This window comes from Streptomyces sp. NBC_01669 (assembly GCF_026339735.1).
GTDB lineage: Bacteria > Actinomycetota > Actinomycetes > Streptomycetales > Streptomycetaceae > Streptomyces > Streptomyces yanii.
Genome location: NZ_JAPEQG010000001.1, coordinates 2,036,317 through 2,049,929 on the forward strand (window position 1 = coordinate 2,036,317; position 13,613 = coordinate 2,049,929).

General features: G+C 69.8%; 10 protein-coding genes and 2 pseudogenes. 9 read left to right on the plus strand and 3 right to left on the minus strand.

Annotated features, from left to right (window positions below; translation table 11 throughout):
- Positions 1 to 25: 25 nt before the first annotated feature.
- Together OG972_RS08865 and OG972_RS08870 are read right to left on the minus strand one after the other, a co-directional pair.
- A complete protein-coding gene (locus OG972_RS08865; protein WP_266979864.1) occupies positions 26 to 706 on the minus strand; it encodes an ABC transporter ATP-binding protein in 681 nt (226 codons plus the stop codon).
- The gene (locus OG972_RS08870; RefSeq protein ID WP_266979866.1) at positions 703 to 1,800 is read right to left on the minus strand and encodes an ABC transporter permease; all 1,098 of its coding nucleotides are present in this window, start codon (positions 1,798 to 1,800) and stop codon (positions 703 to 705) included. Before OG972_RS08870 ends, OG972_RS08865 begins: the two co-directional genes overlap by 4 nt.
- Before the next feature lie 111 nt (positions 1,801 to 1,911).
- Here OG972_RS08870 and OG972_RS08875 point away from each other — a divergent pair, with 111 nt between their 5' ends.
- Together OG972_RS08875 and OG972_RS08880 are read left to right on the plus strand one after the other, a co-directional pair.
- On the plus strand, positions 1,912 to 3,120 hold the full coding sequence (locus OG972_RS08875; protein WP_266979868.1) for a sensor histidine kinase: 1,209 nt from the start codon (positions 1,912 to 1,914) through the stop codon (positions 3,118 to 3,120).
- On the plus strand, positions 3,117 to 3,752 hold the full coding sequence (locus OG972_RS08880; RefSeq protein ID WP_266979870.1) for a response regulator transcription factor: 636 nt from the start codon (positions 3,117 to 3,119) through the stop codon (positions 3,750 to 3,752). Before OG972_RS08875 ends, OG972_RS08880 begins: the two co-directional genes overlap by 4 nt.
- A 24-nt stretch (positions 3,753 to 3,776) precedes the next feature.
- On the opposite strand, the gene OG972_RS08885 is transcribed toward OG972_RS08880, so the two are convergent.
- Positions 3,777 to 4,079, minus strand: coding sequence for a DUF5955 family protein (locus OG972_RS08885; protein ID WP_266979872.1), 303 nt, complete (start codon positions 4,077 to 4,079; stop codon positions 3,777 to 3,779).
- A gap of 215 nt (positions 4,080 to 4,294) precedes the next feature.
- Between OG972_RS08885 and OG972_RS08890 the strand changes: the two genes are divergently transcribed.
- The 7 genes and pseudogenes from OG972_RS08890 to OG972_RS08920 all read left to right on the plus strand — a co-directional run bounded on the left by OG972_RS08890 (position 4,295) and on the right by OG972_RS08920 (position 13,177).
- A complete protein-coding gene (locus tag OG972_RS08890) occupies positions 4,295 to 4,897 on the plus strand; it encodes an NTP transferase domain-containing protein (protein ID WP_266979874.1) in 603 nt (200 codons plus the stop codon).
- Positions 4,898 to 5,142: 245 nt separating this feature from the next.
- Positions 5,143 to 6,762 (plus strand): malate synthase A, encoded by a 1,620-nt coding sequence (aceB, locus tag OG972_RS08895; protein ID WP_266979876.1) that lies wholly within the window; start codon positions 5,143 to 5,145, stop codon positions 6,760 to 6,762.
- A gap of 316 nt (positions 6,763 to 7,078) precedes the next feature.
- Positions 7,079 to 7,318, plus strand: a pseudogene (locus OG972_RS08900) (TetR family transcriptional regulator); the annotation flags it as partial.
- Positions 7,319 to 7,491: 173 nt separating this feature from the next.
- Positions 7,492 to 8,730, plus strand: coding sequence for an FAD-dependent monooxygenase (locus tag OG972_RS08905; RefSeq protein WP_266979878.1), 1,239 nt, complete (start codon positions 7,492 to 7,494; stop codon positions 8,728 to 8,730).
- 222 nt (positions 8,731 to 8,952) lie between these two features.
- Positions 8,953 to 9,144: pseudogene (locus tag OG972_RS08910) on the plus strand (IS200/IS605 family accessory protein TnpB-related protein); the annotation flags it as partial.
- 473 nt (positions 9,145 to 9,617) lie between these two features.
- Complete coding sequence (locus OG972_RS08915; protein WP_266979880.1) at positions 9,618 to 12,734, plus strand: DNRLRE domain-containing protein; 3,117 nt, start codon at positions 9,618 to 9,620, stop codon at positions 12,732 to 12,734.
- Positions 12,731 to 13,177 (plus strand): hypothetical protein, encoded by a 447-nt coding sequence (locus OG972_RS08920; protein WP_266979882.1) that lies wholly within the window; start codon positions 12,731 to 12,733, stop codon positions 13,175 to 13,177. The genes OG972_RS08915 and OG972_RS08920 overlap by 4 nt, the downstream gene beginning before the upstream one ends.
- Positions 13,178 to 13,613 lie beyond the last annotated feature (436 nt).

Genomic DNA, 13,613 nt, shown 5'->3' on the forward strand with positions numbered 1-13,613 from the left:
CCCGACGGGCACCGACATGTTCGGGTCAGCTGAGCACCGCTTCCGTCAGCCGCCCGTCCCGCATCACCACCGTCCGGTCCGCCCGTTCCAGATGCGTGCGGTCGTGGGTGACCAGCACGGTCGCCGTCGACCGTTCCCGGGTCAGCGCGATCAGCAGGTCCAGCACCGCCGCGCCGCGCTCATGGTCGAGAGCGCTCGTCGGCTCGTCGACCAGGAGTACCGCCGGATCGTTCATCAGCGCCCGCGCGATATTGATCCGCTGGCGCTGGCCGCCCGACAGCTGGTGCGGCCTGCGGTCCGCCTTGTCGGCCAGACCGACCGCGTCGAGGAGCTCCAGCGCCCGCCCGCGGGCGCCGCGCGTGGTGCCGCCCGACAGATGGGTCATCACCTGAAGCTGTTCGACGGCGGTCAGCGACGGCAGCAGGTTCGGCTGCTGGAAGACGATGCCGATGCGTTCGCGGCGCAGCGCCGCCTTCTCCGCGCGTCCGAGTCCCGCCGTCTCCTGGCCTGCGACCACGACCCGCCCCTCGTCCGGCGTGACCAGCGTCGCGGCCACCGCGAGCAGGCTGGACTTGCCGGAACCGGACGGTCCGACGACCGCGGTGAGCGAGCCCTCGGGAACGTCGAGCGAGACCCGGTCGAGTGCGGTGAGCCGGCCGTCGCCGTCGGGGTAGGTGAGGGTGACATCGGCGAGGGTGAGGGTCATCGGGCACTCCCGAGTGCGGTGAGCGGGTCGACGGCGGTGATCCGCCGGATGGACAGCGCGGCCCCCAGGGCACCGAGGGCGATCATGACGGCCGCTGGAACGAGGACGGTCGCCGCGTCGAGGACGAACGGCACGGCCCCGCCGCTGACCACCGCGCCGATGCCCGAGGCGAGCGCGGTCCCCAGCCCCGTACCGATCGCGAGCATCACGACGGCCTGCCCGAGCGCGTCGCGCAGAAGGTACGGGGTGGAGGCGCCGAGCGCCTTGAGGACGGCGACGTCGCCGCTGCGCTGGATCGTCCAGACGGTGAAGAAGGCGCCGATCACCAGGGCCGAGATAGCGAAGAGGAAGCCGCGCATCAGCTGGAGCGAGCCGTTCTCGGCCTGGTAGGAGCCGATGGCGGTGAGTGAATCGCCGAGGGAGAGCGTGCTGGTGCCGGCCGCCTTGTCACCGGCGGCGAGGTCGGCGCCACCGGTGGTGGTCAGGGCGATCACCGTGGCGTGCGGCGCGCCGCCCGCCCCGCTGTCCGCGAAGCGCTGCCAGTCGTCGAGCGAGGTCCACACGACCGGCGTATGGCTGTACGAGGCATCTCCCGCGACTGCCGCCACACGCACCTCGACGCGGCCGAGTCGCACCCGGTCACCGACGGCCGCGCCGAGCTCGTCGGCCGCCTGCTCCGAGAGCACGACCCTCCCCGGGGCGACGCGCGCTGCGCCGGCCGTCGGGGCAAGGCCCGAGTCCTGCTCGACACCGAACGCCGACACGGCAGCCGTCCCCTTCCCCCGGGCGGCGGCGGCGTTGAGCGTGCGGATGCCGAGGGGCTGCGCGGCACCGACACCGGGCTGCTCAGCCCAGCTCCGCCACGCACTCTCCCCGACGGTCGAGTTGGTGAAGGACACCGACTGGCCGTCGGGCGGGGCGGCGAACGCGAGGTGATCGGCGTTCAGCCCCGTGACGGCCGAGGTGTTCTCCCTGGCCAGACCGGCCGTAAGACCGGACAACAAGCCCACGAGCAGCGTGATCAGCACCACGACCGTGCCCATGAGCGCGAACCGGCCCCTGGCGAACCGGAGATCTCTCCATGCGACGAACATGGCTCCAGCCTCGGTCGGCCGGTCCGCGAAAACATCGCACGCCGGTGGGGCCTGACATCAACCTTTCGATTGACCGGCCGCGGACGCCGCGCGTCTACGCTGGAACGCATCATGGATTCGCGTTCGCACACCCCGGTCACCACCGCACTGCGGCTGTGTCTGCACGCACTGCTGCTGGGACTGCTGGCGCTCGTCGCGGTGCCGGCCGTGAGCGGCGGCGCATCGAACGCGACCGCCGTGGTCGCGCTCGCCTGCGTCATGGCCGCTGTCTACGCGGCGGGCGCGCTCGCCCCCGCCGTGCAGCCGCAGAACAGGGCGGCCGCCCTGTGGCTGTCGCTCCTCGGGACACTCTGGCTCGCGCTTCTCGTCCTCTCGCCGGACGCCCTGTGGCTGGCCTTCCCGCTGTACTTCCTGCAGCTGCATCTGCTGCCGATGCGCTGGGGTCTGCCCGCCGTCGTCGTCACCGCGGCGGCTGCCATCACCGGCTTTGTGCTGCACGGCGGGCAGATCACGCCCGGCGCGTTCATCGGGCCGTTGCTCGGTGCGGCGGTCGCGATCGCCACGGTCCTCGGGTACGACGCGTTGTTCCGGGAGAGCGAGCGGCGCCGCAAGCTGATCGAGGAGCTGGTCTCGACCCGGGCGGAGCTGGCCGTCGCCGAGCGCACGGCGGGAACGCTCGCCGAACGCGAGCGGCTGGCCCGCGAGATCCACGACACACTCGCGCAGGGCCTGTCCAGCATTCAGCTGCTGCTGCGCGCCGCCGAACGCACCCTTCCGCCGGACGCCCCCGCCACCGCGCATGTGCGCCGGGCCCGCGAAGCCGCGCAGGACAATCTCGCCGAGGCCCGCCGCTTCGTACGCGCCCTCTCCCCGCCCGATCTGGAGAACGGTTCGCTCGCGGGCGCCCTCGAACGCCTCTGCGCGCGCACCACCGGACCGGATCTGGCGGTGCAGTTCGCGGTCAGCGGGACGCCGGTGGAGCTGCCGACGCCGTACGAGGTGGCGCTGCTCCGCACCGCCCAGTCGGCTCTGGCCAACACGGTGCAGCACGCCGCAGCCCGGCGCGCGGAGATCACGCTCAGCTTCATGGACACCTCGGTGTCGCTGGACGTCGTGGACGACGGCCGGGGCTTCTCGCCGGGCGCACCCACGGTCTCGAGGGACACGGAGACCGGCGGTTTCGGTCTCCCCGCCATGCGGGCCCGGGCCGGTTCGCTCGGCGGCACGCTGAGCGTCGAATCGGCCCCCGGCCAAGGCACCGCCCTGGCGCTCACCCTCCCCCTCCCGCTGCCCGGCCACGAAGAGAGGTCCGCCGCATGAGCGCCGCCCCCATCCGCCTGCTGCTCGCCGACGACCATCCGGTGGTGCGTGCGGGGCTGCGGGCCGTCCTCGACACCGAACCGGACTTCCGTGTGGTCGCCGAGGCCGACACCGCCGAGCGGGCTGTGGCGCTCGCGGCGACGGGCGAGTTCGATGTCGTGCTGATGGATCTCCAGTTCGGGACGGGCCTGCATGGCTCGGAGGCCACCGCGGCGATCACCGCGGCGCCCGACGCGCCCCGGGTCCTGATCCTCACCACCTACGACACGGACGCCGACATCCTGGCGGCCGTGGAGGCGGGAGCGAGCGGCTACCTCCTCAAGGACGCCCCGCCCGAGGAGCTTGCGGCAGCGGTGCGCACGGCGGCGGCCGGCCGCTCGGCGCTCGCCCCGGCCGTCGCGCACCGGCTGATGAACCGCATGCGGACGCCCGCGGAGGCCCTGACCAAGCGCGAGCTCGAGGTGCTGCAACTGGTCGGTGAGGGACTGTCGAACCTGCAGATCAGCAAGGCGCTGTTCCTCAGCCAGGCGACGGTGAAATCGCACCTGGTACACATCTACGCCAAATTGGGCGTCGACTCCCGCACGTCGGCAGTGGCTGCGGCAACGGCACGGCGCCTCATCCGCCGCTGACCCCCGCCGCACCCCCTCCCGTACTCAGTGGCGCGGCGGCTCGCCGAAGAGATCCACGGCGACCCGCACGTCCCTGAGCGCGGATGCCAATGCGCTGACCGAGCCGATCGCCCCCGCGATCAGCAGCAGTGAGCGGCGCAGCCGCGGAATCTCGGGCACACCGGTGGCCGCCATCGCGTCCAGGGCCGCCAGTTCGTCCTCGGCGATCCCGCGGTCGGGGAACTCGGCGGGATGCCCCGCCAGCTCACGGCGGAGCCGCGAGACGGCCGTACGCAACTCCGTCACCCTCGGGTCCTCGTCACTGCTGGTCACCCGCGTCTGCCCCACGCTTCGCAACAAAGCACTCCCCCTCGCACATCTTTGTGCCGGTGTTTCGACCCTGCCCCGGACCGTGGTCAAGTGTCCGGGGATGCGCGCAAGTTAACGCCATGGAAGGTGCCGTGCGCCACTCCGGTGACTGAAATCGGGGTGACCGCGAGGGGACGCGGGCCACGGCCGGGTCGGGTAGGAGTTCATGGGCGTGGTGAGGTATTGAGGGCCTCATGGCTCATTCATCTCACCCCCTCGTCGCAGGTCTGCTGCTCGCCGCAGGCGGTGGCCGACGGCTCGGCGGCCGGCCGAAGGCGTTGCTGCAACACCGCGGTCGGCCGCTCGTCGAGCACGCCATACGCATTCTGCGGGAGGGCGGCTGCGACCCCGTCCATGTGGTGCTCGGCGCCGCGGCGGACGAGGTGCGGGCGCTGGCGGACCTCTCGGGATGCGCGGTGACCGTCAACCCGCATTGGCCGGAAGGCATGGGTTCCTCACTGCGGGCAGGGCTCGGCGCGCTCTCCGGTACGGAGGCGGACGCGGCGCTCGTCCTCCTGGTCGACCAGCCGGGCATCGGTGCGCAGGCGGTGGCGCGGGTCCGGTCGGCGTACCGCTCCCGGGTGACGCTGGCGGCAGCCTCGTACGACGGGGAGCGCGGCCATCCGGTGCTGTTCGGTGCCGACCGGTGGACGGACATCGCGGCGGGTGCCGTGGGCGACCAGGGGGCGCGTGCGTACCTGCGGGCGCACCGCGATGCGATCACCCTCGTCGAGTGTTCCGATGTGGCGGAGGCCTACGACATCGACACCGCGGAGGACCTGAGGCACCTCGACTGAACGTGCTGTGAGCGCGTTGGCACGCTGCGCCGACCTCACCCCACTTGTGTCGACCCGGAGAATCTCGACATCAACAAACCATTGAACTTCCACCATGAGGAAACTATTATCCACTGGTCAGAAGCGCTCTGTACCCCAGACGGCGCCCACGGCCGTATCCCGGAGCCCTGGCACGCCGTGCCATTGAGGCGACCCGGCGGCCACGAAGGCGCCGCCCGCACCGCCCGCTGAAGGAGTGACAGCTCATGTCCGCACCAGCGCCGTCCCCGCTGGCCATCGTCGATGCCGAGCCCCTGCCCCGGCAGGATGAGGTCCTGACCGACGCGGCCCTCGCGTTCGTGGCCGAGCTGCACCGGCAGTTCACGCCCCGCCGTGACGAGCTGCTCGCCCGCCGCGCCGAGCGCCGCGCCGAGATCGCCCGCACTTCCACGCTGGACTTCCTGCCCGAAACGGCAGCGATCCGCGCGGACGACTCCTGGAAGGTCGCCCCGGCCCCGGCCGCGCTGAACGACCGCCGGGTGGAGATCACCGGTCCGACCGACCGCAAGATGACCATCAACGCCCTGAACTCGGGCGCCAAGGTCTGGCTCGCCGACTTCGAGGACGCGTCCGCCCCCACGTGGGAGAACGTCATCCTCGGCCAGCTCAATCTGATCGACGCCTACGAGCGCCGCATCGACTTCACGGACCCCAGGTCCGGCAAGTCGTACGCACTGAGGCCCGCCGACGAGCTCGCCACGGTCGTCACCCGCCCCCGCGGCTGGCACCTGAACGAGCGTCACCTCCAGCTCGACGGCACCCCGGTGCCGGGCGCGCTGGTCGACTTCGGCCTCTACTTCTTCCACAACGCCCAGCGCCTCATCGACCTCGGCAAGGGCCCCTACTTCTACCTCCCGAAGACGGAGTCGCACCTGGAGGCCCGCCTCTGGAACGACATCTTCGTCTTCGCCCAGGACTACGTCGGCATCCCGCAGGGCACGGTCCGCGCGACCGTCCTGATCGAGACGATCACCGCCGCGTACGAGATGGAGGAGATCCTCTACGAACTCCGCGACCACGCCTCCGGGCTGAACGCGGGCCGCTGGGACTACCTCTTCTCCATCGTCAAGAACTTCCGTGACGGCGGCTCGAAGTTCGTCCTGCCGGACCGCAACGCGGTGACGATGACCGCCCCGTTCATGCGCGCGTACACCGAACTCCTCGTCCGCACCTGTCACAAGCGTGGTGCGCACGCGATCGGCGGCATGGCGGCATTCATCCCGTCCCGCCGCGACGCCGAGGTCAACAAGGTCGCCTTCGAGAAGGTCAAGGCCGACAAGGACCGCGAGGCGAACGACGGCTTCGACGGCTCCTGGGTCGCCCACCCGGACCTCGTCCCGATCGCGATGGCCTCCTTCGATGCGGTTCTCGGCGAGAAGCCGAACCAGAAGGACCGCCTGCGCGAGGACGTCTCCGTGGCGCCGGGTGACCTGATCGCCATCGACACCCTGGACGCCAAGCCCACGTACGACGGCCTGCGCAACGCCGTCGCCGTCGGCATCCGCTACATCGAGGCGTGGCTGCGCGGGATGGGCGCCGTCGCCATCTTCAACCTGATGGAGGACGCCGCCACCGCGGAGATCTCCCGCTCGCAGATCTGGCAGTGGATCAACGCGGACGTGGTCTTCGAGAACGGCGAGCACGCCACGGCGGACCTGGCCCGCAAGGTCGCCGCCGAGGAACTCGCCGCGATCCGCGAGGAGATCGGCCAGGAGGCATTCACCTCCGGCAAGTGGCAGCAGGCCCACGACCTGCTTCTCCAGGTGTCGCTGGACCAGGACTACGCGGACTTCCTGACACTGCCGGCGTACGAGCAGCTGGTCTGAGCCGCTCCGACTCCGTAGAGCTCTCCGCCCCCGGTACCGCACAGCACCGGGGGCGGAGCGCTGCTGCTCGGTCAGCCCTCACATCGTGCTCGGCCGATCGGCCCGCGGGGCGCGAAGACCCCGCGAGGGCCGTTCCTCCGGAAGCCATCAGCCCGTCGCTCAGCACCAGGGGCACCGGGTCGCCGCCGTCCTTCCGCGGGAACGCGGGCCCTTGCTCGCCCCGCACATGTCACTCATGTCCGTGCTGACAGGTTCTGCCACACAGGCATTTCCCGCCGATCAACTGCGCTGTCCCCGAAGGCATCACCTGACCCGCATGCACGGTGGCTCGTTGACGGAGCGGCGCAAGGCCGCGACCCGCTTGGACATCGCCCGTACGGCGGCGGCGCTCTTCGTGGAACACGGCCTGCGGACCACACGCGCCGAGGACATCGCCCGCGGCGCGGGCGTCGCCCCGCGCACCTTCTACCGCTACTTCGCGACCAAGGAAGAGGCCGTCGCGCCACTGCTCGCCGCCGACGCCCGGCAGTGGGCGGAGGCGGTACGGGACGCCCCGGGCGCGGCGAGCGATGCCCCGGCGAACGGGCCGCTGGGGCCCGCGGCATTGGCGGCACGCTGCCTGACCTCCGCGGAGGGCGCGCTCCGCAGGGTTTGACCGTCCACTGCGGGTGGGAGTCAGGGGTGTGGTCCGTGGGGCATTTTCCCACCGTGCAGCCGAGGAGACATCAGATGCGTGGAGGCCGGGTCGTCGTCGTGGGCGGCAGCGTCGCCGGATGCGCCGCCGCACTGGCCGCGCACCGGGGCGGCGCCGACGAGATCGTGGTCCTGGAGCGCGCGCCGGGGCAGTTGGCGGAGCGGGGCGTCGGGCTGGCCGTGCACGACGACCGTTACGAGGAGCTTCGGTCGGCCGGGTATCTGGACGCGGGGATGCCCTGGATCCAGCTGAACCGCCGTCGCTGGTACGTACGCGGCGAGGGCGGCGCACCCCTCGGACAGCTGATCGGCGAGATGCCCTTCCCGTTCCGTACCTACAACTGGGGTCCGCTCTGGCGGGAACTGCGGACCCGGCTTCCGGGCGAGGTCGACTTCCGGACCGGCACCACCGTCGGCGCGGTGCGGCACACCCCGGACGGGGTTGCGTTACGCATCACGGGCGTCGACGGCAGCGACCGTACCGAGGTGTTCGACTTCGCCATCGGTGCGGACGGATACCGCTCCCTCGTCCGCACCGAGGTCTGCGCCGGGCTCGCCGCCGCGGCTCGCCCCGAGTACGCCGGCTATCTCGCCTGGCGCGGCGCCTTCCCCGTCTCCAGGATGTCCGCCGCCGACCGGCGGCTGTGGGACGTCGAGGAGTGTGCGTACGTCGTCTTCCCGGGCGGCCACGTGATCGTCTACCTCATCCCGGACGCCACCGGCGGCCAGCGGGTGAACTGGGTGCTCTACACCGCTCCTCCCCCGGATCTCGAGCTGTCGCTGGAGACTCCGACGAGCCTGCCGCCCGGCACGCTCACCGACGCCTTGCACTCCCACCTCGCGTATATCGCCGCCGAGTTGCTGCCACCGTACTGGGGCCGCCTGGTCGGTCTGACCGCGCCGGACGAGCTGTTCGTCCAGCCGCTGTACGACTTCACGGCGCCGCGCTACGCCACCGGCCGGCTCCTGCTGACCGGCGACGCGGCGACCGTGGCCCGCCCGCACACCGGTGCCGGTGCGGTCAAGGCGCTCCAGGACGCGACGGCACTGGAGTCGGCGCTCAGGTCCGCACCCCACTGGGCCGAGGCACTCCGCACGTACGACTCCGAGCGCACGGCGGCCGGCCGGGCCATGGTGGAGCTGGGGCGGCGACTGGGGCATGCCCTGGTGGAGGCCCCACCGGAGTGGGGCTCGATGGACCCGCCGGCGCTGGAAGCCTGGTGGCAACGGGCCGCTGCGGCCGGAGGGTTCGGTGGCCGCGCCCTGAAGGCATGACGCCGGACCCGGACCCGTCCCGCTCAGGTCCGGCCCCCCACAGCCACAAACCCGTCGATCGGCACCGACAGGGGTTGCGAACTGCTGTCGGTTTGCTGCGCTGAAGTGAATTGGAGCGAGCGGGAGTGAGTCCCTGTCGGGGTGGTTCACAGGGGTGGGAACGGGGGTTCCGGGGTCGAATGTGTGACCTTTGGTGCCTGCGTTTGTTGGGCTGGGTGGCGGATGTCCAGCCTTGCGGGAGGGGGTGGTGTGGTGGGTGGTGTGCGGGAGCCGGCCGCGCCCTTCGTGGTGCCTGGGCCTTGCGGGGTGGCGGTCCGGGACCGTCTGGGGCACCTCACGGCCCGGGACGAGACAGTGCTGCGTGCGGTCGGTGAGCACCAGGGCCGTCTGGCTTCCCGTGATCTCAAGGCCCGCCGGCTTCTCGGCCGTGGGCCCGCCAGCCGCCACCGTCCGATCTTCTCGGTGCCCCCGCGCGCGACCGGGTCCGTGGAGTCCGCCATCGTGGTCGCCAGATCAGTGCCCCCTCAAGCGACCCCTCCGCAGCAAGCGTGCTCTCGGTGGTGATCCACTCGTCGCTCACGGGCGCGATCCACCTTGTCGGCGGGCCGCGCAAGCCCCCCGGCCTGCGCTGCAGGGATCGCGTTGCACACCGGCTGACGACTGGCACCCACCACGAGGCACGGCGTGTTACCGCACATTCCGGAGTCGGACACAAGCGCCTCAAGGCATGATCAACATCACCACACTCAGCCCAAGGTTGGCCATGGTTCCCCCAGTTGATCCTTTTTCCCAAGTAAAACTTTGGAATGGATTCCCTATATGATCATCTCGGCATTGCCGCAGAAATATGCATTTGGCATGCATTTGACATGTAAGAGGGGGTAAGGATGAACAGACGGTTCATAGCGGCGGCCACGTCGCTGGCGCTGTCCTTCACGCTCGCGCTGCAGACGGCGGGCGCTGTTCAGGCCGACGAGGCCTCAGGGGAGACGCAGTCGGCAACGGGTAAGAAAATCAACGGTCTTGAGCGAGTCACTGAAGCAGCTGACATCGACTCGGCCAGGCTGGCCGCAGTTCTGACGGGTCATCGGGTCGAGGCGCTGTCCGAGCGCACCGGCGACTCCATTACCTGGGTGAATCCGGACGGATCGCTCACCACCGACGTCGCGTCGGGCACTGTGCGGGTCAAGGAAAATGGCCGATGGACGCGGATCGACACCACTCTGGTCGACACCGGTAGCAGGCTGGAACCGAAGACCACGGTCGCGGACGTGGAGCTGTCCGACGGCGGGGCGGAGGACTTCGCCAGTGTCACCCGCGGTGAACGCACCTTCGGCCTGGACTGGGGCACGGCGCTGGCGGCTCCGCGGATCGAGGGGGACACCGCCGTGTACCCGTCGGCCGTGCCCGGCGGCGACCTTCATGTCACAGCGCTGCCGCACGGCTTCACCGAGTCGCTCGTCCTCAACAAGCGACCCAATGAGCCTGTTGAGCTGCGCCTGCCGGTGACACTGAAAGGCGTGAAACTGAAGAAGACCGCTGAGCGGCATCTGCGGCTGGAGGACAGCACAGGCGCACTCGTCGCCAGCGCCCCGGCACCGCGGATGTGGGGCACCGGCCTCGACCCTGTCTCGGGCGAGCCCCTGAAGGATGCGGAGATCGCCACGACCGTCGAGCAGACGGCCGAGGGCACCACACTGGTGCTGCGTCCGAGCCAGGAGTTCCTCAACGACCCGGACCTGACCTACCCCGTCACCATCGACCCGACCACCACGCTGGCCGCGTCCACTGATACGTGGGTCGCCACCAACTACCCTGACTCCCAGCGGGGTTCCACGGAGCTGAAGGCCGGAACGTACGACGCGGGTACGACGAAGGCGCGTTCCTTCCTCAAGTTCGACGTCGCCAAGTACACCGGCACCAACGTCCTCAGCGCAGAGCTGCGGCTGCACTCCTACTGGTCCGCCAGCTGCTCGACCGCGAGCTCGGGGGTGGAAGCCCGACGCATCACGCAGGGCTGGGACCCCAGCGCCGTGACGTGGGGCGCACAGCCCACCACGACCGCGACCGGTGCCGCGGTCTCCAAGGCCGCCTATGGGTACAGCTCCGCGTGCCCGGCCAACTTCATGCGCTGGAACGTCACAGGCATTGCCCAGGCATGGGCCGACGGCGAAGCCAACCACGGCCTGCAGATCAAAGCCGTGGACGAGGGCGACTCCCTGAGCTGGCGCCGGTTCCGATCCGCCAACTACGTGGACGGCTCCCAGGGGCCCACAGAGCCCGCATTGTCCATCACGTACAACACGAAGCCCGGCGTGGGTGCCCCCGTCAGCCCGGCCTCTGGTGCCGTGACCGCTGACACCACGCCGACGTTGCAGGCGAAAGCCAGCGACGCGGACGGCAACACGGTCCGCGTCACCTTCGAAGTGTGGAACGCCGCCGGCACCACCCGGGTCTCCACGGGGAACTCCGCCTACGTCGCCTCCGGAGGGGCAGGCAGCTGGACGGCACCGGCGCTGCCTGCTGGCACCTACAAGTGGCGCGTGACCACCTATGATGGAACCGACTGGAACGGCACCTGGTCTGTGTGGCGCACACTGACCATCGACACCTCGATACCCGCCGCCCCCTCCATTGCCTCCACGGCCTACCCGGACGACGGGCTGTGGCACGGTGACGCGGGCACCGCGGGCGCGTTCACTCTCACCGATCCGGCCGGCAAGGCCGTGTCCGTCGAGTACGCCCTCGACCAGGAGACCGTGCGCGCCGCGACGCTCACCGGCGGCAAGGCCGTTGTCACGATCACGCCCGCCACCCGCGGCGTGCACTCCCTGACCGCCCGGGTCAAGAACGCAGCCGGCACCTGGTCGGAGTGGGGTGAGTACACCTTCCGGGCGGGCTCACTCAGCGGAAATCTCTCCACCTCCTTCATCAACGAGATAGCCGAAACCCACTTCTCAGCCATCCTCCACCCCGCCGAGGACGAGGACGAGATCACGGAACCGACCGAGGACATAGCGGAGGAGGATGACACGCCACCCGGCTACGTCGAGGAGGAAGACCCCGAGAAGACCGAGGACGAGGAAAGTGTGACCGCGGGCCCGGTCACCGAACTGCCGGCAACCGCCGACAGCACCGTGGTGGGAACCAGCGCCGACGGCAACACCCAGACCCTCATCGACCTGCCCGTCGCGTCCATCTCACCAGCTGAGCTGAGCAGCACCGGCCTTGTGATCTACCCGAACACCCAGCGCGACGCCGACATCGTCGCGATCCGGTCCGAAGCCAGCCAGGTGGAGCTCTTCCACCTGCTGCGGACCGCGAACGCACCTCATTCCTTCACCTACACGGTGGATCTGCAGCCCGGCCAGGAGATGACAGCCGTCTCCGAGAACACGGTGATGATCGCGGACGGGCAGGAAGGCTTTGCCACCTTCGTCTCTGCGCCGGTCGCCATTGATGCCAAGGGCAATACCGTCCCGGTGTCCATGACGACCTCCGGATCCGCGATCGTCATCTCGCTCGCACCGGCAGCCGGCCAGACCGTGCACTACCCGGTCCTGCTCGATCCAAGCGCCGCCGGCTACGGGATGACGCCGTCCGAGAAGCGCTACTGCCTGCTGAACCCATACGACTGCTCCAAGGCCCGCGACCAAGCGGAAGTGGCGGTCCACTATGCCAAGGAGTACTACGCGGACAAAACTCTGTTCCAGGGCACCGGTGACGCCTTCCGCCACTGCTACTGGAACGCCACGATGGAGATCTTCATCGACCACGAGACGGCCTACGAGGTGGCCACACGCCATGAGTCGGAGTCCCGGGGCAACGACAAGGAGATGGATCTCCGGAACAACAAGATCGGTCGCGCCATCGGCAGAAACTACAAGAGCAACAACTCCAAGGCGACGGCGGCGAGCAAGTCCCGCGGCGCCTGCAAGAGCTACGTGTCGAAGGGCAAGCTCTGGATCATCAAGAGCGGCAAACTCGTAAGGAGCAACGCATGAAACAACTTCTCAGTCGCCGTGTTGCGCCGGTCTTGCTAATCGGGCAGATTGCCTACGTCGCCCTCGTCGGGCTGCTCTTCGCCCTGCCGGTCCCTGACACCAGCGAAATCGACCACACGGCACCGTCCGTCACCAGCCACGTCCTGTTCACAGCGTTGCTCGTCGTGACGCTGCTGGTGATGGGAGGCGGGGCAGCACTGCTGGGCTGGGAGAAGGTCCGGACGCGCGCTCCGCTCGCCGCCCAAACAGCGTGGCTGGGGGTACTTGGACTCGGCGAGATCGCCATCGCAGCGGCCTTCCTGAACGCCGCCTCCCAGGAATCCTTCGGCCCGGACACTCTGATCGCGGCACTGGCCATTGCCGTCAGCATCGGCGTTGCGCTGACCTGCGTCAGCGAGGTCCATGGGCACCTCCGCCGTCCCAAGCCCAAGCCGCTCGGCTGAGTATCAAGGCAACCGCCACGGGCAAAGGAATCATTGTCCTCGCGCGGCAGCTGAAACGGGTCCTGCCTGCTCCCCTCGAAGGAGCAGGCAGGACCTCAGCGTGTGCGCCCTACGATCTCAAATCGGCGGACCCGGCAGTGATCGTCAGCTTGCTTGCAACTGCGGTTGTCTTCTGAATGCCAGGTGGGATCCCACACTGGGGCAGTCGTGTCGTGGCTGCCGGTGGCGGCACGGGTTCCCTCCGGGTTGATCGCCATCGCCCCGACCGGGCCGCTGATGCTTGGCCGACGGGCACCGCCTGTCACTGAACCCGACGCTCATGACCTCACACCCACCCCGTCCGACGCGACGCCCTCACATCCGCTTCTCTCTCAGGATCTTCTTGCCCAGTCCGCCCTCGACGACATCGCGGCCGCCCTGCACAAGGCACATATCG

Excerpts from the sequence above, each read along its gene's own strand:
- OG972_RS08865 (WP_266979864.1), bottom strand. The coding sequence starts at position 706 with ATGACCCTCACCCTCGCCGATGTCACCCTCACCTACCCCGACGGCGAC.
- OG972_RS08870 (WP_266979866.1), bottom strand. The coding sequence starts at position 1,800 with ATGTTCGTCGCATGGAGAGATCTCCGGTTCGCCAGGGGCCGGTTCGCG.
- OG972_RS08875 (WP_266979868.1), top strand. The coding sequence starts at position 1,912 with ATGGATTCGCGTTCGCACACCCCGGTCACCACCGCACTGCGGCTGTGT.
- OG972_RS08880 (WP_266979870.1), top strand. The coding sequence starts at position 3,117 with ATGAGCGCCGCCCCCATCCGCCTGCTGCTCGCCGACGACCATCCGGTG.
- OG972_RS08890 (WP_266979874.1), top strand. The coding sequence starts at position 4,295 with ATGGCTCATTCATCTCACCCCCTCGTCGCAGGTCTGCTGCTCGCCGCA.
- aceB (WP_266979876.1), top strand. The coding sequence starts at position 5,143 with ATGTCCGCACCAGCGCCGTCCCCGCTGGCCATCGTCGATGCCGAGCCC.
- OG972_RS08905 (WP_266979878.1), top strand. The coding sequence starts at position 7,492 with ATGCGTGGAGGCCGGGTCGTCGTCGTGGGCGGCAGCGTCGCCGGATGC.
- OG972_RS08915 (WP_266979880.1), top strand. The coding sequence starts at position 9,618 with ATGAACAGACGGTTCATAGCGGCGGCCACGTCGCTGGCGCTGTCCTTC.
- OG972_RS08920 (WP_266979882.1), top strand. The coding sequence starts at position 12,731 with ATGAAACAACTTCTCAGTCGCCGTGTTGCGCCGGTCTTGCTAATCGGG.